Source organism: Patescibacteria group bacterium, from assembly GCA_041665345.1.
Classification (GTDB): domain Bacteria; phylum Patescibacteriota; class Patescibacteriia; order PEXW01; family PEXW01; genus JBAYJA01.
In genome coordinates, this window is the sequence record JBAYJA010000004.1 from 1 (window position 1) to 20,323 (window position 20,323).

Annotated in this window: 16 protein-coding genes and 3 tRNA genes; 5 read left to right on the forward strand and 14 right to left on the reverse strand. The window is 52.6% G+C overall.

Annotation, left to right across the window (positions count from 1 at the left end; genetic code table 11):
• Window positions 1-117: 117 nt before the first annotated feature.
• Window positions 118-206 (reverse strand) — tRNA-Ser (locus WCV85_05600).
• 294 nt (window positions 207-500) lie between these two features.
• Window positions 501-594, reverse strand: a tRNA-Ser gene (locus tag WCV85_05605).
• Between the two features lie 34 nt (window positions 595-628).
• Between WCV85_05605 and WCV85_05610 the strand changes: the two genes are divergently transcribed.
• The 5 genes from WCV85_05610 to WCV85_05630 all read left to right on the forward strand — a co-directional run bounded on the left by WCV85_05610 (window position 629) and on the right by WCV85_05630 (window position 4,908).
• A complete protein-coding gene (locus WCV85_05610; GenBank protein MFA6474323.1) occupies window positions 629-1,135 on the forward strand; it encodes a hypothetical protein in 507 nt (168 codons plus the stop codon).
• Window positions 1,136-1,192: 57 nt separating this feature from the next.
• Window positions 1,193-1,269: transfer RNA gene (locus tag WCV85_05615), tRNA-Arg, on the forward strand.
• 244 nt (window positions 1,270-1,513) lie between these two features.
• Complete coding sequence (locus WCV85_05620) at window positions 1,514-1,735, forward strand: hypothetical protein (GenBank protein ID MFA6474324.1); 222 nt, start codon at window positions 1,514-1,516, stop codon at window positions 1,733-1,735.
• A gap of 82 nt (window positions 1,736-1,817) precedes the next feature.
• Entirely contained in the window at window positions 1,818-3,884 is a 2,067-nt protein-coding gene (gene recG, locus WCV85_05625) for an ATP-dependent DNA helicase RecG (GenBank protein MFA6474325.1), read from the forward strand.
• 610 nt (window positions 3,885-4,494) lie between these two features.
• Window positions 4,495-4,908 (forward strand): hypothetical protein, encoded by a 414-nt coding sequence (locus WCV85_05630; GenBank protein ID MFA6474326.1) that lies wholly within the window; start codon window positions 4,495-4,497, stop codon window positions 4,906-4,908.
• A 365-nt stretch (window positions 4,909-5,273) separates the two neighbouring features.
• Here WCV85_05630 and radA read toward each other — a convergent pair whose 3' ends face one another.
• From radA to WCV85_05690, 12 genes are read right to left on the reverse strand one after another with little or no spacing between them, the layout of a single operon-like run.
• Window positions 5,274-6,620 carry a DNA repair protein RadA gene (gene radA, locus WCV85_05635; protein ID MFA6474327.1) on the reverse strand — a complete coding sequence of 449 codons (1,347 nt, stop codon included), beginning with the start codon at window positions 6,618-6,620 and terminating at the stop codon, window positions 5,274-5,276.
• Window positions 6,617-7,951 (reverse strand): transglycosylase SLT domain-containing protein, encoded by a 1,335-nt coding sequence (locus tag WCV85_05640; protein MFA6474328.1) that lies wholly within the window; start codon window positions 7,949-7,951, stop codon window positions 6,617-6,619. Before WCV85_05640 ends, radA begins: the two co-directional genes overlap by 4 nt.
• Complete coding sequence (locus tag WCV85_05645; protein ID MFA6474329.1) at window positions 7,948-8,562, reverse strand: DsbA family protein; 615 nt, start codon at window positions 8,560-8,562, stop codon at window positions 7,948-7,950. Before WCV85_05645 ends, WCV85_05640 begins: the two co-directional genes overlap by 4 nt.
• Before the next feature lie 2 nt (window positions 8,563-8,564).
• On the reverse strand, window positions 8,565-9,821 hold the full coding sequence (locus WCV85_05650) for a hypothetical protein (GenBank protein MFA6474330.1): 1,257 nt from the start codon (window positions 9,819-9,821) through the stop codon (window positions 8,565-8,567).
• A 40-nt stretch (window positions 9,822-9,861) separates the two neighbouring features.
• The gene (locus WCV85_05655; GenBank protein MFA6474331.1) at window positions 9,862-11,115 is read right to left on the reverse strand and encodes a hypothetical protein; all 1,254 of its coding nucleotides are present in this window, start codon (window positions 11,113-11,115) and stop codon (window positions 9,862-9,864) included.
• A gap of 58 nt (window positions 11,116-11,173) precedes the next feature.
• Entirely contained in the window at window positions 11,174-11,848 is a 675-nt protein-coding gene (locus WCV85_05660) for a hypothetical protein (protein ID MFA6474332.1), read from the reverse strand.
• A gap of 7 nt (window positions 11,849-11,855) precedes the next feature.
• Window positions 11,856-12,449, reverse strand: coding sequence for a hypothetical protein (locus WCV85_05665; GenBank protein ID MFA6474333.1), 594 nt, complete (start codon window positions 12,447-12,449; stop codon window positions 11,856-11,858).
• A 13-nt stretch (window positions 12,450-12,462) separates the two neighbouring features.
• Complete coding sequence (locus WCV85_05670; GenBank protein ID MFA6474334.1) at window positions 12,463-14,364, reverse strand: ATP-binding protein; 1,902 nt, start codon at window positions 14,362-14,364, stop codon at window positions 12,463-12,465.
• On the reverse strand, window positions 14,364-15,047 hold the full coding sequence (locus WCV85_05675) for a hypothetical protein (protein ID MFA6474335.1): 684 nt from the start codon (window positions 15,045-15,047) through the stop codon (window positions 14,364-14,366). Before WCV85_05675 ends, WCV85_05670 begins: the two co-directional genes overlap by 1 nt.
• Window positions 15,040-15,498: a PrgI family protein gene (locus WCV85_05680; protein ID MFA6474336.1), complete on the reverse strand. Its 459-nt coding sequence runs from the start codon at window positions 15,496-15,498 to the stop codon at window positions 15,040-15,042. The genes WCV85_05675 and WCV85_05680 overlap by 8 nt, the downstream gene beginning before the upstream one ends.
• A gap of 3 nt (window positions 15,499-15,501) precedes the next feature.
• A complete protein-coding gene (locus WCV85_05685) occupies window positions 15,502-16,812 on the reverse strand; it encodes a hypothetical protein (GenBank protein ID MFA6474337.1) in 1,311 nt (436 codons plus the stop codon).
• A 26-nt stretch (window positions 16,813-16,838) separates the two neighbouring features.
• Window positions 16,839-20,321, reverse strand: coding sequence for a hypothetical protein (locus tag WCV85_05690; GenBank protein MFA6474338.1), 3,483 nt, complete (start codon window positions 20,319-20,321; stop codon window positions 16,839-16,841).
• Between the last annotated feature and the right edge of the window lie 2 nt (window positions 20,322-20,323).

The following is a 20,323-nucleotide window of genomic DNA, read 5'->3' on the forward strand; positions in this document are numbered from 1 at the left end:
GAGTGTTGGATTGACCGGAGTAAACGTCCCCAAAAATTGAGGGATGACGTGCTCCTTATTAAAGGGTCCGGTTGATCCGCAGTAGATGCAGTGCATACATGCGTGAGCGAAAAGGTATGGCGGAGGGTGTAGGATTCGAACCTACGAGGGCTATTAACCCTAACGGTTTTCAAGACCGTCGCCATAGACCACTCGGCCAACCCTCCAGCGTGTGCCTCGCATTCTTTGGGGTCCCAACAAACTTGGCGTGTATTCGTGCTCGATTGGGGTCCCCACGAATGTGGCGCGCAGTCCTGCATCAGGACGAGCACGCGTTCGTGGGGCAAAGCGAGGCTTCGCGCGACGGGCGGAGCGGATTCGGTAGCAACCGGATACGCGCAGCTCTGAGCGCGAAACGAACTGGTTTGCCAGCCGTAGCTCTGGCAACATACTTTATGTCCTCCTTCGCTATGAGCTTCGGAGGACAGCCTTCGCTCTCAACAAAGCTTGAGAGCGAAGGCTGGCGGAGAGGGAGAGATTCGAACTCTCGATACGGTTTTAAAGCCATATAACAGGTTAGCAACCTGCCGCCTTCAGCCACTCGGCCACCTCTCCAGAACACGATATTTCGTGGTATACTCTACCCCGTATGGACAATCCTAGCAATGCTACGGAGAATCAGCAACCACAAACCCCACTCCTGCGGTGGGAATTTCCGTCATTCATCCAGCATGATCGGAGCATGTTCTGGTACATCGGGCTAGGCGTCATCCTCGTTGGGTTACTGGTGTATTCATTTATTAACAAGAATTACCTCTTTGCAGTCATCATAGTCCTCTTTGCCGTTGTGATGGTCGCCCGGCAATTTCGGGTTCCAGAGCGGGTTGCCTTTGAGGTCAACGAGGATGGGATTCAAATCCACGATCGTGCCCATCGCTTCCGGGAATTTGCCACATTTTGGATTGCCTATGAACCCCCTGCGGTAAAAATGCTGTACTTGACCTTTAAAAGTGGGATCCGGCCCAGCTACCCAATTCCACTACAAGACCAAAATCCGCTGCGGGTGCGCGCTGTACTGCAGAAGTACATTCGGGAAGACCTGGAACGAGAAACGGAAGACTTAACTGATCGCCTTGCTCGAACCTTTAAGATTTAGGCTTGCCAGCTCCCACTTGGGTATGGTAGGAATGTAGAGCATTCAGCAACATTGTGCGCGCTCGTAGCTCAGCTGGATAGAGCGCAAGCTTGCGGAGCTTGAGGTCACAGGTTCAACTCCTGTCGAGCGCACCAGCTCGTTTCGTGCTTCAGCCTACGTACCCCCGCTGCTCGGGGTTACTTCGGCTTTCGCACGAAACCTCGCTTTGCCCCACAAACCCGTGCTCACTCCGTTCCGCTTCGTGTTTGTGGGGACCCCATAAGAAACACGCGAGCTTTTTTGCTATCCAAAAAATACCATGCCCATGAAGCCTTGACTCTCCCGGGTGTTGATGCTACACCATAAGCAAAGAAAATAACTAATCGTTTGGAGGAAAAAATGAAATCGATCAGAATTGAGCCTGTGGGAAGGGACGTTGTCCTTATTGATATCGTCTGCGATTGCGGCAATAATTGCCTCACGAATGAAGCAACACAGGAAGCTTCCTTCAAGCACGAATGCCCGATCGGCATTGCACCCGAGACCCACTTGATCTGCCGGTGCGAAAAGAAATTTCGTGTCATCCTGCAAGGTACGCACATTCACGTTTCTAACGCCTAATCGCTTGGCAAAGGTCGGGAAACCGGCCTTTTCTTTTTGGTTGATAACAGGTGCGATAACCCAAAAATGCTACACTTAGCTTATGCTCCGCCCCGAATCACCCATTGGCACCCTCACCGGCGTTGGCCCCACGGCCGCGAACCGGCTGAAGAAACTTGGCATTAGCACGGTGGCTGACTTGCTCTGGCACCTGCCCTTCCGATACGAAGATTTGTCCCGCGTGGAGCACATTGCCGACGTGCGGGGAAACAGCACTGTGTCCATCCGCGGCCGCATCCAGCTCATCTCCTCCCGCCGTGCAGCCAAGCGGAAACGTATGCTCGTCACTGAGGCGATTGTGGCCGATGAGACAGGGAGCATTAAGCTCGTCTGGTTCAACCAGCCCTTCCTAGCCAAAGCCCTGCACCCAGGTGATGTGCTATGGCTGGCGGGAAAGGTTGAGACCAACATTTTTGGCACCACGTTGGTCAACCCCACCTGGGAGAAGCGTGACAATCCCCTGCACGCCGCTGGACTCATTCCCATCTACCCGCTAACGGACGGTCTAACGCAGAAGCAACTCCGCAACTGGATTGCCCAGTGCTTGTCCGTCGTCCACAGTCTGGAGGATATCCTTCCCGCCACGGTGCAGGATGCATACGAACTCTTGAGCCTCAGCCGCGCTCTGCAGCTCATCCACCACCCAGCAAGCTTTGGCGATGTGCAAGCTGCGCGGCACCGGCTGGGTTTTGACGAACTCCTGGTGGTACACCTGGCCGTGCAACAAGAACGGGCGAGCTTAGCCGCCGAGCCCAGCGTTCGCATACCCTTCAACCAGCAGCAGACTGTGGAATTCGTGCAGCGGCTCCCCTTCACCCTCACCCCCGGGCAGAAGCGCTCAGCCTGGGACATTCTGCAGGACATGGATCAACCTGCTCCCATGAACCGACTTTTGGAAGGGGACGTGGGTTCGGGAAAAACTGTCGTCGCGGCCATCGCAATTCTGAATGTGACAACCGCTGGGTTCCAAACTGCGTACCTGGCACCTACGGAAATTCTGGCGCGGCAGCACTACCAGAAACTCACCCAACTGCTGAAGCCCTTTAACACGCGCGTGGCGCTCTTCACGCAGGCAAGCAGGCAGGTGAGCACCCAACCAGACAAAGCACTAACACGGCCAGCCCTCGTGGCACTCATGGCAGAAAAGAAAGTGGACTTGATCATTGGCACCCACGCCTTACTCAGCAAAGGGGTTGGGTTTCATTCCCTCGCCCTTGTCGTGGTGGACGAACAGCACCGCTTTGGTGTGGAGCAGCGGAAAACCCTACGCGCGGCTGGCAACCAAGGCATCCCCCATTTTCTCTCACTGACCGCCACACCCATTCCTCGAACACTTGCATTGACCGTGTATGGTGATTTGAGCACCTCCCGCATCCCCCACCTGCCAGCAGAGCGGAAGCCAGTGAAGACTGTGGTACTGGACAACAAGAACCGAGAACGTGCGTACACCGCCATTCGCGAACGCTGCACTGCTGGCGAGCAAGCTTTTGTCATTTGCCCACGCATTACGGATGACCCATTGGGTGCAAAATCCGCTACCGTGGAGTACGAGCGGTTGCGCAAGGACATTCTTCCCAGCCTCCGCATTGGCTTGGTGCATGGCAAACTCTCCAGCAAGGACAAGGAAGCAGCAATGGCAGACTTCACGGCTGGAAAAACCCAAGTGCTGGTGGCCACCGCCGTGGTAGAAGTGGGCGTGGATATTCCTAATGCCACGGTGATGCTCATTGAAGGGGCAGACCACTTTGGCTTGGCACAGCTTCACCAATTCCGCGGCCGCATTGGCCGGGGCAGCCAGGCCAGCGCCTGCTTCTTGGCCACTGAAGCAACGGACCCGGAAACCCTGGCACGTTTGGATGTGCTGGCAACGACCCAGGATGGTTTCAAACTTGCTGAGGAAGACTTGGCCCGGCGTGGACCTGGTGAAATATGGGGGATTCAGCAGAGCGGCTTCCAACCTTTCCGCGTAGCCAGGTTATCTGACCAAAAGCTGGTGGAAGCCACCCGTGCAGCAGCAACGACATTGCTACAATCTGATCCGCAACTGACAACGGCGCCCAAGTTAGCCGTTCTGGTAGCTGAGAAGCGAAACCTACTGCACCCGGAGTAGGGGGGTCAGGGTATGGATGCTCGTTAGGGTAGCGGGTATGGAAAAGGGTAGAAGTAATAGACCAAGCGTGTTCTTTTTGCGCTCTTGATTCTTGGCACCCTAGTTTACCCCATTAGGGTTACCTCCCCCTACCCCCTCCTTCTCAACAGGATGGAGGGTTTAGGTGTGGCAGCGAGTATGGTGAGAAGGTAGAGGTATAGGTTACTGATAAAACTCCTCCCCCTCCTTCCCAAGGGGGTTAGGGGTGGTTCTTATTTTTCCCTTCCATCTCCACTTTCAATCGATCCACGTCCAAACCCCCACCCAAAACCCTCTTTACCCTACAACAATCCCGGCTCAAGCAGCGGGCAGAGCCGTCCCCGCTCGGAGGAAAACACCATTTCCCCTCCCCATTCGTAATTCGTATATTTCCCGCCACTTCTTGCTTCTGAGGAGAAGAGGGCGGGATCCCGCCTCAGTGGCGGGACGTAACCCTCTTCGTAACCCGGGTTGACGAAACCAGTCCAAGGCGTATCATGGGTTGTATAAACCGCATCGCTTGTTTTGCGTTGCACAAAACCCTCACTCGTCAGGACGACGAAAACTGTACATTTCAACCAGAGGAGGTTCCATGCCTAAATTTCCCCAGCTTCCGGCGGCAGACCGAGAACTTTTGCTTAACAAGTTCAACGAGCTCGGTCTTGATCCGCCTCCCCCAACGCAAAATTGCGAATGTGAAAGGACTCACAATTGCCATGAGCAAGTGGCTGAACTCGTTCACATCGAAGTGAACGGTGAAACAACCCAAACAGTTCATGGTTGTGCGATCTGCGGAAATCTCCGCGCACAAAATGGCAGCATTCTGTCTACAACCAAGCTTTCGGTGGTCGTACAAGCTTTGATGGTCAAAGGCGCAGAAAAAATTGTTATCAAACCGACGATCAAAGGCCAGCGACTTCGCTTCAAACCCCGAAAACTCGAGTTGGGCACCATGCTCAATTTCCTCAAAACTGACGTGGACGAAAACATCCAGGTCGAAGCATAACACCAACATCGTAAATTCTTTAGAGAGCCTCAGGAAGGGGCTCTTTTTTTATTGTGGAAAAAAGATGAGGTTCATCCCTCTCTGTCATTGCGAGGAACGAGTCTTCGAGTGACGCGGCAATCCCGAAGTACCAAAAAACCAGATCCTTTCACAGACTTAGTCTCGTAGTTCTACGGGATTGCCACGCTCCTGCCCTCCTCCGCCTTTGGCTTCGGCGGACAAGCTGGAGCTCGCAATGACAAAGGGGGAAATACACAGACAAACCCATACGTCACCAACAAGCCACCGCGGCTTGGAAAAGCCGCTCTGGTATTATTCATAAACCTCTACAGCTCTACGGCTTTATAGCTTTACAGCTCTCTTCCCTAGCCTATCTTCAACGCCCGCAGGGCATCCGCGACCGTCTTCACTGGCACCAAGCGAATCCCTTTCAGGTTCGCGGCTTTGGCGTTGGGTGGGCACAGGAGGCTGGTGAACTTCAACTTCTGACATTCACCTGCTCGGCGTTCAAAGAAGCTCACACCCCGCACTTCGCCACCCAAACCAACTTCACCCACGGCCGCCACCCCAGCCGGTAAGGCGACGTTGTGCAGCGATGAGGCAATAGCCAAGCACACGGCTAAATCCACGGCCGGTTCATCAATCCGGAAACCCCCAACCACATTCAGGTGCACGTCTTGATTTCCCAGCGCCAGACCGGCCCGCTTCATGAGCACGGCAATGAGCAGCTGCAACCGGTTCAAATCAAACCCCGCTGCCACCCGGCGGGGGTAGCCAAAGACAGTAGCACTCACCAAGGCTTGTATATCCAGCAAAAAACTCCGCGTGCCTTCCACCACTGGGGCAATAGCCGAGCCACTGGTATCTGCTGGCCGTTCTGCCAGGAAGCGCTCTGAGGGATTTGGGACTTCCACCAGGCCGGTACTGGCCATATCAAAGACCCCCACCTCGTCTGTGGCGCCAAAACGATTCTTCGTTGCCCGGAGAATGCGGTAGGCGTGATGCGGATCCCCTTCCATAGTTAGCACGCAGTCCACCAGGTGCTCCAGCACGCGGGGGCCGGCAATGGTCCCTTCCTTGGTGACATGGCCAATGAGTACCACGGGAATGTGCGAGCGCTTCGCCACTTCCATGAGCTTCACCGTGGACACGCGCACCTGCACCATCGAGCCAGCTTCGGATGGTAATTCTGGGTCAAACAGCGTCTGCACTGAATCAATAATGACCAACGCTGGTTTCAGCGCTTCAATGGTTGCCAGCACCGATGGTACATCAGTCTCAGCCAGGAACTGCACATGCGGCGCTTTGAGCCCCAAACGGTCATACCGCAGCTTCACCTGGCTGGCAGACTCCTCACCTGAGACGTACAGGACGGGTTTGGGAATGGCGCTGGTAATCTGCAAAGCCAACGTAGATTTTCCAATCCCAGGTTCACCACCCAGGAGAATGAGTGAGCCTGGGACAATTCCCCCACCTACGGTTCGGTCAAATTCCGCAATGCCCGTGACCAGCCGATTCACTGCCGTGCCAACGACATCCGAAAACGCCTGAGTCTTCCCCGGTTTGCCACCTATGGCCGTCTTCTTCTTACTTTGGCGATTCGCTTCTGCAGTAATGGTCCCCCACTGGCCACACTCATTGCATCGGCCTTGCCACTTGGGGTACTGGGCGTCGCAGTTAGTGCAAACAAAAATGACATCGGGCGTCTTCATGGATTCGTAAACGTCTTTATTTGCTCATACGCACTCAAAACCTGTTGAACATAGTTTCGTGTCTGTGCATACCCAGAATTCTTCTCACACTCCCACCAAGTCTTCTTTGAATCTGGAATAATATTGCCGCTCACATCTCTCTGGGGTGGACATTTGCTCGCACTATTGCAATTCGCGCCCGCGCCACCATTGTACGCGGCAACCACATACCGTAAATCGCCATTCTTACAGTTCGTTAAAGATTGATCACATTGTTTCGTGATATATGAACCATCCTTTTGCTTCTCCCGAGCGCGCATAGGACACGTGCTACTGAAGAGTGTCTTCAAATACCCCGCAGATGCCTTGGCATTCAAAGCCGGGTCATACAAATCTGCACACGTGAGATTTGGTTTTTCTGGGAGATATGGTTGCGCCGTACTTACCCGCAACTGAAAGAGTCCACAAGCAGGCGGCGATGCCTTCGAAGTAGCTCTTTCAAATCCACTAGATTCAATCAACATGATTGCGTACATCAACTTTGGATCCAGCCCGTTGGTTGCAACTGGAGCAATGAAATTATTGTACTGATTGTATACCTTCGTATACCAGGACTGACTAGCAGACACTGTTCCAAGCGGCTGCTCACTCTTGTAACCATCTACTGCTACTTCTTGCTCTGCAAAAGTCTGCTGCTGACCAACCACCTGGCGGACATTCAGAGAGTTAAATTTTACCAACTTTGGGCTAATGGTGACCAAGATCAGGTACGCGCCAAAAGCCAAGCCCAAGCCAATGAGTGAGGAGAGAATGTGATCTTTCGCATCCTGTACAGCCCCCCGATTTCCACCCGCCGTCAGCCACCGGATGCCGGAATAGAAAATCATTCCAGCGGCTAAAATCCCAGCAGCGCTAACCAAAAAAAAGTAGAGGGCGGCAATGTACTCCCCTAAGGTCTCTCCGGTAATAGCAATACTCTGGCCTGCCAAAAATTTTGAACCGGGTAAGCTTACCGTTACCCGGAAACTAATGGGATTCTTTTCCTGCGTCTGACCAACAACCGGACCATCAGTTGGCGCTTCTCGCCCTGGCGTTCCAGTCTGCTTATCAAAGCAAGTTTGCTCATTATTACTTGCCGCATCAGCGCAACATATCTCACCACCATCCTCCTGAGCATTTATACCAGTTTTACAAATGCAAATACTCCCCCCACAGAAGTTGTTCAAACACGGAGCTGACGTGTAGGTTGATCCCAAATCTGAACACCCAGCAATGACAGCCTGCGATACCTTGGGTACCCAAAAACCAACGAGCAGCACCAGAATACCAGCGAACCGAATCATGTTCCTCATAGCCGGCCATTTATTGCCTGGCGAAGTGTATTTTCTTCTTGCAGACCTGTAAATCGTTCGTCACCAATGAATATGGTTGGCACATCATTCACCAACATCCGCTGAGATTCAGCGACGCTTGCATCCACCCGCGCCTTGCCGCCTCCTGTGGTCATGCATTGCTCCAGAGCTGCGGCATCAGCCTCAGCGTCCTTTGCCAAATCTACCAAAGCAATGGTCCCCAGCTGCGTTTGCTTTTCAAAAAGCAGGTCGTGCATTTGCCAGAACTTCCCCTGGTCTTGCGCACAGCGGGCAATTTCCGCCGCACGTCTGGCCGTGGGGTGCGTGGGCAGAGGCGCATCTTTGAACACCAGCTGCACATCTTTCTGGTAGTCCGCCAGAATACTCTTCAGAATGGGCACTTCGGCTTTGCAAAACTCACAGGCAAAATCGGTGAAGACAATGATCTTTAAACCACCTGAGCTTCCCAGCACAGGATCATCGCTGGTCACGCGCGGCGTTTGGCTTAATTCGCCTTGGTTCGCTTTGATGACGCTCACAGCAAAAACCACCAGCACCAGAGCGGCTGCGCCGGAGAGGATTGTCAGCCAGTGGCGCCGGAAATCCAACATACTTAGCGGACGGTCAATTGGAGCACGCGGCCAGTTGGTGCATCAGTGAAGTACAGCGTTCGGCCATCAGGGGAAAGGCCCAAGTTGGTTGCGGAAAATTGCCGGCTGCCATCTGTCCCCACGGGCACGGCAAGCTGCGTTTTCACCCCGGTGGTCAGATCAATTTTGTAAAATGTATCTGCACTTTGGCTGGCTTGGCTGCGGTAGATCCCACTGCCTGAGGCTAAAGAGTTTGGCACCGCGCAGAAGAGAGACGTGCCACCAGTGCCAAAGGTACACTTATCCGACCACGTTTGGATATCCAAAGACCGGTTATTCCCGCCAATCCTATCCCCCTGCGAATCCACAATGTGGAGCACGGGATTGAAATTTGAAGCAGCTGAGTACGTACTGTACACCAGCTGCTGGCCAGATGGTGCCCACGTACTTTCAAAACCCCGACCGTCGGTTACCACAGTTTTAAAATTCTCGCCATGCAATCCTGCAAAAACCACTTCTTGCGCTTCGCCATTCACGCCTTTGGTTTTGGAAGCCACAATTTGATTATTTGGTGACCAAGAAACTGTCACCGTTGAACCAATATCGCCCAGCGGTTCAATGGGTGTCATCCCTGTGCCATCCGGGTTTGCCACCACCAAGTACCGGTCATTGATGTTCGCAGCGTTGTACTTAAAGGCAATTTGCTCACCAGTTGGGGCAAAGCTAAAGTCTTCTGCTTCCTTGGGCAGGGTCGCTTGCTTTTTGGTGGTGAAGTCGTAGAAGACTTTGGAGTCATCCGGAAAACTAAGAATTGCGGAGGTTCGGTTTGGGGACCACACTACTGCTTCTGCAGATGGGAAACGAGTTGTACCCATGGGCACCACATTTCCGCTTGCATCCAGTTTGTAGAACTGCCCAGTGGACGGGTCGTAGTACAACACATTTCCGCTACTATCCACAACCGAAGCAAAGGCGTTTTGGGAAACCAATGTGCGCACGGTGGTATCCCCACCATTCGCTATGGATGACGGACCGGTGTTCGTGTTGGCAGTCGGTCGGTTTGCATTTGCATCATTGACGTTCGGCAAACCGCCATTGCTGTTCAATGGCCGGTTCACCCCACCATTGAGGTTTGGGAATTCCCCATTCACATTTTCATTGCCATTGGCATTCCCGTTGGGTGAGGGACTTATTGGACGAAAAAAGACCACGTACAGCAAAAGACCCAGGACAATGACCCCTAAGCAATAGGCTATGATGAGGAGGATGCGACGGTTCATATTCTTATAGTCTACACAAAAACCAATTTTTACGCATATTTTACTTCGAATTGACACTCAAACACTTTAAAAACTCATCTGAGGTTTGAGCTGCCGTGGAACCATCTTTCCTACAGCAAATAGAACGCACATTTTCTTTATCAGTTGTTAAATCAAGAGTGTAAACCGGATCTTGAGCTCCGGCATCACATTTCGCATTCTTAAAATCATATCCAGGGTTTCCATCAAATAGTCCTGCTAACCAATTTGGGGGATTGAGTGGAATAATCGTTGGAGAACCAAATGGAGGAATGAAGAGAAAACTTTTCGCCAAAGAATCTCCGCGGATATTTACTTTTCCACAACCCTTATTCGCAGCGACACATTCATTCGCGCAGTCAACCTGATGCCAATCAGCTGGGCATTTGAGAAGCGGTCTCCAGATGCAGCGGTCATCCTTAAAGAATTGTGCCCAGTACTCATCATACCAGCCGCAACGACCCACCCCAGGTACTGACAATCGACGGCAAAGGTTATCATGGTTTCCGAAACCAATACCAACAGAAGAGTCCGTCACTTGCTCGCAGCGTATAGAATTGAACTTACACGTTGAATCAAAACCAATAGGGTCAAGTGGATTTGGAGCTGTACATGACATGGTGGGATCTGTACACACAGCACCAAAGCACTTCCCCTCAGATCCAACACCCGCTTTCAAATACGTATACTCTTTCCCACATTCAGGAACAATGGTTCCTTGCGCAAAGACATCAACACTCCAACTGCATGTACCCAAAGATGTGCCGGGCCCGCAATCTGCATCGGCAATGCAAGTTTTCCCTTCAGAAGAGCCAGTTTGACAAGTTTTTTTGGTAGGGCAATTAACAAATTGCTGCTCCTGCCCTACTATCGATCGAATAGACGGCGGATTGAGATTGACGAGTTTTGGATTAATGGTGAAGAGAATGAGGTACGAGCCCAAGACCAAAGCCACTGCAACCAGTGATGTGACAATGGTTTCCTTAGCGCTCTGCACGTGCGCGCGGTTCCCACCTGCGGTCATCCACCGAATGCCGGCGTAAAAAATCATTCCTGCAGCGATAATCCCAATAATCCCTGAGAAAAATTTGTAGATACCACCAATGTACGCGCCCATGTCTTCAATATAGTGGCCAGACTCACTGGTTTGGGAGTCAACACATTGAAACGTTACCCCGGGAATTGGTACACTCACCCGAATAAGCTTTTCTCGCTGTTCAACGGTATAACTCTTCCCTGTGCAGTCAATAAACGCCGCGGCAGGGCGAGGGATCATGAATACACATCCAATGAACAGCGTAGCAGCGAGAAAACCTAGGTGTATTCCAGTTTTTTTATTGAAAAGCATCATACAAACTTTTTAAACCACTAAATCCATCGCCAAAGGTTGCAAGGACTATTTCCCAGGGGTGGGTAAGGAAGTAAACAATGAGTGCTGCAAGGAAAAAGAGAATGATGTAGAAAATGAGAACGAGGACAGTCACCCCCGTATGGGTGAACACCGCGGCCATGCCACCCATGGAAGTGAACCGATACGGCGGAATGACGTAGACATCTTTCAATTTGATTTTCATGAGCCCTACCACGATCCGCGCAAAGTACAAACCAACGAAGATAGGACCGGAAATGAAGACGCCGACGAGTGTAAAAATGGGGGCAATGAAGCCGGATTGAAAGGTGTTGAACCAGGTTTCGTAGGACTTGTTGACCAGATCGGTCACCTGCGCGGTTGGCGCGTCGAAAGTGCTAGTCAGCTGCCGCTGCTTTTCCCGTGCGGCGTGGAGCGCGCCAGCGACACTCCGAATATTTTCTGCCGGGTTGGCGTTATCTGCCGCGGCTTCCCGAGCCTGTGACGGGCCGCTGAGGCCATCCATCTGCCCAACGCCAAACGACGGTGGTCGGCTGACGGAAATGTTTGCGGCCTGCTGCGTATCGTGCGCTCGCTGCTTCTGTACTTCCATTGCATTTGCTCGCGCCCAGTTCTGCTCTTGTTGGATTGCATCTGCCATAGCCTAGCTACTGCTTTGCGCCCCAGGCTAAGCGGCCGACCTTCCACACGCCGTCCATTTTTGCAAAGGTCAAAGTGAGATTTTGGTTGTAGGTAGTGGTCGTCGCATTATTCCCAGACGTTGCTTCCCGCACCAGCGTTACTGTCACCGCTGCGGTGCCAGCCTTGGCATCCAGTGCATCCAGGTGCACAATGCGCGATTCAGAGCTGGTGCCTTGGTACAGGGACGTGTCCCCCTGCTTGGCTTTCTCCGCTGCCACAAAGGCTTCTTGCTGCGTTTTGAGCTCTGGGGTCATGTAGAAGTACAACTCGGTGATATTCTCATAGTTATTCTGGGTGGAAAAGCTGCCGTAGATACTGGCAAAACTCTTGGCAATCCCCTTCACCGCGGCTTCATCGGTGGTCACCCCGGCGCTGGGTTGATTGGTATTCGCATTCCCATTCTGCAAACTCACGTTCACCAGGTTCACATTCAGCACGGTTTGGTTCGCATTATTCGTATTTGCGGGGGTGGCTTTGCGCTGGAGAAGCACATAGCCGATGATGGCAATGAATAGGATAACCACCCCGAGGAGAATGAGTATTTGCGTGCGTCGTGACATAGAGAAGTGCATATTAGGCGGGGCCACCGTCAGCTTGCTGGTCGTTAAACTCTTTCTTCGCAGCTTCAATTTCCAAGAGCTGACGTGGGTCGGAAGTAATAATTTGATCTTCGGTGTACGAGGCCACAACTTTGATGGCGGCGTGCTTGGCGCCGGCGAAGAATATCCCTTCGCCCACCGCGGCTTCCAGCAGCAGGTACTTCTCTCCTTGGGTGAGCATGAAAGTCTTGGCGATCATATCAATGCCAGCCGGGGACTGCTTCATGAGTAGCTGCAAGGCAGAGTTGGTCACAATGGCTTGACCGTACGCAGAACGTAGGAAGTCATTCACATCCTGGGTAATGGTGGTCACCCCCAGGTAGTACTTGCGGCAGCGTTTCACCAGTGCGTAGATGAACTTGGCTGAATCTTCGTTCTGCATGAGCCACCACGCTTCGTCAATGACCAGGATACGCTTCTTCAACTGCGAGCGGACAATGTTCCACACGTAGGAAACAATCATGGAAATGCCAATGGGCCGGAGTTCATCCTCCAAATCACGAACCGAGAACACCACCAGCTGGTTCTGTAGTTCAATGTTGGTGGGACTATTGAACAAACCCGCAAACGTCCCTTCCGTAAACTTCTTTAGCCGTTCCACCAGGGAGTCTGACCCCACCATGCCGCTGAGCACTTCCTGGAAATCAGTCATGAGTGGGGCTTCCACCTTGGACAAATCACTGTCCGCGGTAATGTCCTTCTTGGCGTACGTTTCAATGAGTGCCCGGTCAACTAATGAGTCCTCCTCAGGGGTGAGTGTGCCAAGCATGAGCCGCATCAAACCTTTGAGGGTGATGACTGCAGCGCGAATGATGTCTGCAGGCTTTTCCGACCCGCCAACCGGGCGAGGTAGGTCAAAGGGGTTGATCTTGGATTCTGAGTTGAGGGAAATGTTAATGTACGTCCCGCCCACCGCATCGGACAGGTACTTGTACTCCCGCTCTGGGTCAATGACCAGAACGTCGGTTCCGGTCATCATGGAGCGCAGAATTTCCAGTTTCACCGCGTAGCTCTTTCCCGCACCAGACGTGGCGAATACCACGAAGTTTGCATTCTGCAAGCTAAACCGGTCAAAGAGGATGAGGGAGTTATTGTGCCGGTTAATGCCGTAGAGAATGCCGTTATCTGACGAGACGTCCGAAGAAATGAAGGGGAAGCTGCTGGCTGCCGGGGAGGAATTCATGTTGAACAGCACTTGCAGCAAGTCCCGGCCCAGGGGCATGGTGGACACAAATCCTTGCTCCGACTGGAAGAGCACCCGTTTGCTGAACACCAGTTTGGAACCAAAGAGCTGCTCCACCTTGTCGCTCTGCTTGTCCAGCTCTTCTTTGGTATCTGCGTACAGCGTGACGTACAAAGCCACTTGGAAGAACTTCTCCGTGCCTTGGGTCAAGTTATCACGCAGTTGCTCAATATCGCGCAAGGCAGTTTCCCGAATTGGATCACGCGGGGCGCCTTTCTCCGCATCCGAGAGAATTTGCGCCTCCAGCTGGCCCACTTTGTTTCGGAGCTGCTTCAAAACGACTTCTGACCCCACAGGGTAGAAAAACATGGCAATGTCCAACGGGACATTCAGGTTGATGATGGGCGCAAACCAGCCCACGGCAATGTACCGCGGGTAGGTGATGACAAACTGCGTCCGCGCCAGCTTGCCGCCCACTTCCACTTCCTTGGGGCTTACCTTGAAAGCCGCAGGGGCAATGAAGTCCCGCACCGAGACCACGCCTCGACGGTAAATCCGCTCAGCTTCCAGAAGCTCTCGCTTCCGTTGAAATTGAGATTCCTGCTGCTGCACCTGCTCTTCAGCAGTCAGCAACTGCTGCGGTTGGGTATCCTCAACTTTGGGAGCGTTTCGTTTGGTGAGATTCAGTGCCATTAGCGTTCAATGCTTACCTGCTCCACGGGAACGGCTTTCTCCGTACTGGAGGTTTGGGGGTTGTAGGTGGTGTAGTAGAGCTCAATGAGTCCTTGGGTATCCAGCGAGATTGCCTTCAAGCCCACACTACCCAGCCCGTCAATGATAATATCCATGCGCTTCATGAGCTCAGCCCGGTACTCTTCAAACCGCTTCTGCTTCAGGTTGATGACCCGGGTGGGAAACAGTGCGGCGGTCAACCGCTTGAAGAAGTTGGCGTTCTTATACTGCCCGCGTTGGAAGGGAATGACAATGTAGAAACGCTTGGCCATGATATCCGCCAACTCCACCAGCTCCCGGACGTAGGTAATGTACTCTTGCGTTTGCATTTTCAAGAGCTCATTCGTCTGCTGCTTTTCAATCCCTTTGAGATTATCCAGGTACCCGTCAATGTTCAGCTTCCGGGACTGGATGACAATTTGCAGGGGGAAATCCAGGGTATTCAGAAACTGCGTGTACGCTTGAATGACCGCGGCTTGCTCCTCATCACTCTTCAAGGCGAAGTTCACGGACGATACCAGCAGCACGCCACGCAACGTCCCATCACGCAAAATTGCCACATCATCTTTAATTTCCCACACGTCCACGTACCGTTGGGTGGACGGGAAAGGCGAGCGCTTGGATTGTGGAGCAGGGCTAGCCATTGGCGCGTTTCAATTCATGGGCGACGACTTCACCAGCTTCGTTGTACGCCCCACCCGTATCAACCACCAGGGCAATTTGGTTCAGGCGGGAAGCGTTGAGCGGCTGCTTGGTGGGTATGGCGGCTACGGCTTTCTTCAGCTGCGGGGCAACAAACCGAAATTCAAACTCCGTATCCTCTTTGTGCCAAATGCGCGTGCGCGGCTGCCGAAAGGTTTGCAGAAGTGAAAGAATGAAATGGTGGAAGAGTCTACCGTTAATTTTAATAAAGGCGAACAGGAAGGTGACCCCAGATTCCAAGATGAAGAGGAAGATGAACGTGAAGAAGGACGCCAGGCGGAAGGTGAGAAAGCCTGCTAAGGCCCAGAAGAGAATGAGGACAAACTGCCTGGCGGTCAGCGGACCCAGAATTTTGCTCTCCACATCAATGAATTGGGGGACGACGAATTGCATAGGTTAGAATCGGAATTGTCGGTTCAGCGCACCAATGGCCTCCATTTCATCGGCAGAGAGGACGGGTTTCCCTTGCGCGGAAAGCAGCTGAATAATGTCCGCTACTTCTTCATTGCGGTCCATAGCCATTCGCCCAATTTCCAAGTAACTCTGGAAAGTAGGTGACTGCCGCCACGCCCGAATGCCGGCAGTACGCTGGGAAAAAGAGTCTCGACCCAACGCCTCAATTTCCTCGGCAATCTTTTGCGTTCGGATCATTGCATCAGATCCCAACCGGCGGAAATCTGCCAGCGACAAACTGCCAAGCGCTTCTACGGGTCCCAACACCTTCTGCGGTGCCCGCACATCGGTCACCACCTCCCGGTACGTTGGCATGGCCGGACGCTTGGACACCAAAGGTGGTTGCGGTTTGGCTGGCACTGCCGCTGGTACGCTGGACGGACGGAACCACGGAGGTGGCGCAACAGGACCAGGTTTTGGTGCTGGCGCAGCTGGGGCTTGGGGCACAGTGGGTGCTACCGGTTTGGGTGCAGGTGCAAGTGCCGGAGGAGCAACAGGCTTGGGTGCAACCGGAGGAGGTGGAGTAGGTTTTACTACCGATGGTTTTGGTGCAGGAGGGGGTGGTGGCACGACTTTCTTGATGACCGGCTTTGGCCGGCGATGGAGCTCTTCCACCACCCGCTGCAGTTCATTGGCAATGCGGCTAGATCGAGCGTCATCAAAGCCTAAACCACCAATTTTCACCGGACGAAGCAACATTTCCACGGTTTCGGTTGTGTCACGTACATCCACCAGGCGGGATTCCACAATCTTCTGCAGCCGGCGTAGCAGCACATCATCTAGCTGCAACTTCTCCATTACCACAATATTTTTGGTAACGGTTTGCGGATCCAACACCGCCATGGGTGCGGGCGCAGTCTGTAATTGTTGCACGTGCGGAGCCACATCCTTTGCATCATCTGGGTGCACTAAGTACACAGAAGCGCCTGCTTGCGGTTGGAGTGTTGGAACCGCATTCTTCACCTCCGGCACTTCTGGGACTTCCAAAAGCCGGAACTTGAAGAAGAGCTGGTCCAAAAGCATCTTCGCGACCTCAGCAGACTTGGCTTTGGGGACGTTGTACTGCGCAACCAGCGCTTCGTCAATTTTTGTGGGTTCCACGTCACGCACCAAAACCCGCATGACCAGTTCGGCCAATTTTGTTCCGGTTTCCTGCTCAATCCGGTCTAAGGCACGCATGGCATCCGGGTCGGATGCACGCGCTTTCACCAGGTCGGGCAGTTTTTGAAATGTGAGGAGGAGGGAATCAGGCATGGGTCATCTCCCCTACTATGGGGTGTTTATTCGATAATACTGTCAAATTCTTTTTGCAGTTTGCCAAAGTCTTCGCGGAAGCCTTCAATATCATTGCCGTCAACGTGCTTCTGCAGGTTAGACAATCGCTTGCCTAGGAAGCCTGTGGTTTCTGCGGAAAGATTCTTCTCTGATTTCTGCATAGCATCAAAACCATTCCGGAGGTTGGTCATCAGCGACTTCATAACTAAGCTACTACGCAACGCGCTATCCAACGATGTGGACGTAAGTTTCATTGTATCACGGAATCCTTGGGGTGCGGACTTGACGACCTGCGTGATTTCATTGCGGATGTTGTTCGTGATGTTCGTGGTGCCGGCTTCTTCTGTGGCATACCTTGGCGCTGCTGGAATAGAATCAGTTGCAGGCGTAAAAGATGTAGCTGCTGCTTGATCACGTTCGTAACGTTCTGGAAGCGTGGCTGTGGGTGACTCACCTCGGGCTGCCCGGGTAGCAGCAGTTTGCAAATTCTTGCCCTTTACTGTGCTGGCTTTCCATTGTGACTCCAACTCATCAAATTGTTTCCCATATGCATTGTATTCAGCTTCTGCTTGCTTTGCTTCAGCCTCGTAGCGGCGCCCAGCTTCCCCAAGACGCATTCGATTTGCCGCAGCCTTTGTTTCCACCATCCGCGCTTTGAGCTGCGCAAGCTGCTGTTCACCTTGCGTGTAGTAGGTATCAAGTTTTTCCTGTTCGGCATCCTGATTTTGCAATGCGGCAGCGTAATTTTCGGGTGCTCCTGCTTGTTCTTTCGTTTGCGCTTTCGGATTCCCTACAAACCGCATTTGCACACCCTTTGCTTCAGCTTGTCGACGTAATTGAAGAGCTAAACCGCTCTTTAGCTGAATCGCATCTTTCCCTTCACCTTTGTAATTTCCGCTATTTGCTAAACCCTTTGCAAAATACTCATCAAAGGCCTGCTCAATGGTCATGTACTGTCCACCTTGTTGCTTTGAAATCTGATCTGCAATCTGCACACGTTCCTGTGGCGAAAATTGCGAATTAATGATTTCACGGCGGAAAGATCGATCAGGATCCATCGCTTCCATAATGGCATGCGATTCCTCTTCGGCGATTATATTTTTCGCATCCCCAGCTTTTCTATCACGCACAATGAACTGAATATTTTGAAGCTGATTTGGATTCTCCAAACGTTCAAGTGCAGCTTTCTGGCGTTGGAGCGGTTGGTATTGCCGATTCAAATCTTGTAATTGTACTTGTTCTGCATCAGAGAGTGGTCCGCTCTTTTGCTTATTCAACAGTTGCTCGCGCTGTTTGATTGCAGGGCCTAACTGCTGCTCCATCGCTGCAATATCCTTCGTCACAATTTCTGCCATCAGCCCAGCAACTTCGGCTTTCTGATTTGGAGTAATAGAAGTCCCAGCTCGAACATTCGTTATTCCTAATTCTCTTAGTGCGGTATCACTAATGGCGAGCATATTAGATGCACCGGCTGCAAAAGTTGACACACCAGATAGATGTTCATCTTGCAGGGCTGCATCTCGGAATTTATTACGGGTTCGCACTTCACGTTTCCGCATCAGTTGCGAGGGTGGAGTAACAACTTGCACTCCGCCTTCTTCGGTTTGGAATAGAATACCTCCTGCAGCATTATTAATTGCATCACGAACATTTGCGGGTACCTCCTGCTGGAGCCGCCGGGTAAACTGTGGGTTCGCAGCAACGCGGGTGGAAAGTATTGGGATTGCCACTCTGGCAAATGCGGTTTGCGCTCCACCAGCACCTGGCCTCCCTCTGTACCATGCGCTGTCAGTCATATCTGCAAGATCATTTGGCCGAAGCTCTTTCACTCGCTCTTCAATCTTATCGTGCCAATACGTCTCCAAAGCGACATTACCTGCCGCATGTGCTTTCTCCATGTAATCGCCCATGGGCGCAGGATTCTTTTTCAAGTAGTCTTTGTAAATCTTCAGCCCCTGCTGATCAGTAGCAAAATCGGACATCTTCCCATTCGGCCCAACCTTAATTTTCATGCCAATATCTCTTTCATACTGGGCGTGCATCATTTCTTGTTGCGCAGCACTCGCTTTGCTCATTTGGCCAGTGTTCATCAGTTTCTCAATTGCAACCTTGCGCCGTGCTGCCGCAGTCGCACTCACAGCGCTACCAGAACCAAGCTGAATGAGTTCAGAGGCAGAAAGATTTTCCACCATCTTCGCTTGAGCATCATCAGCGCGCTGGGTCTTTGCACGCAACCGGGAATTCATGGCCATGGCAGCACCGCCAATGAGCGGCATTTTGCTCATGAAACCCAACGTCTTCTCAGCAGCAGTGACAGCCGGTCGCTTCACTACATCGCCGGCGTACTTCACCGGTGCCAGTGCTAGTGCGCCAGCTCCTTTACCCAAATTCGAACCCCACTTCTCAAACGTGGCCATGGATTTACCTGCTATTTTCCCAGCTACGCCGCCCGCGGCTGCGGCCTGCTGCAAACCCGCAATGAGTAGCGCCGCAAACACAATGTAGTTCAGCACATTTGCGCCGGTGGATGCCTGGTTCGCAAAGTACGCCACACTGGATGTACTTACCCCAGAGTCAGTCCCCAACGGATCAACGCTGGATGTTGGTGAACCGGTGGTAAAAGTATTATTGGTAAATGAAGCAATGGTGAATGCCAGCCACAGGTAGAAGCCAATGACCGGCCCACGGATGAGGTACTTCATGAACGTCTCCCACCACCCACTCCAGAACCGGCCCAAGCTGCCGGGCAGTACCGCCATCATGTACGCCATGGGAGAGAGAATGATGTAAATCCACAGCATGATCATTCGCTGCACCAGGAAAACCACAAAGGAGGCCACGATGGCCGTAGCAATGAAGAGCATGACAATCCCGGCGAACATGGCACCCAGCACAGAGAGGAGGTTAATATCCCCACCTTCCGCAGAAGCGGTTTGGGAGAATGCAACAATATCTGCCACGCCAAAGCCTTCAGTAATGTTCCCGGCAGCCAAGTCTCGAAAAGCGTTGACGAAGGTGAGCATGATGACCTGAGAAAAGTCCACCAGCAAACTAGCAATGAGCCGCGAGAAGTTAATGAGAATGGCCATGATGACGAGCTTGCCCAGCAAGCGGCTGTACCGGTACTCCTGGAACCGGAAAATGGTGCCAAAGGAAATGAGGAGCATGGCCACAATGAAACCCATGTTCGCTAAGTCACGCACGACTGCCCACCCAACCTTCACCGCTTCCACGTCCGTGATGTTGGAGTACGTGGCAATGTAGATAAGGACGTCGGTGAAGAGAACCAACAGCCTCCCAAAGATAGACATGAAGAAACTGAAAATCGCATTCATCAAGGAAAGCGTGGCGCTCTCTAAGTCACTAGCTTGGGAAATATTTGGAACGAAGAGCGCCAGGGCAACCAACAGCAACGGCACAACGGCCAGCGCCACCCGGAAAGGGTGGGCTTTGACCTGCGCGAAAATGGAGGCGAGGCGACGAGGCATGA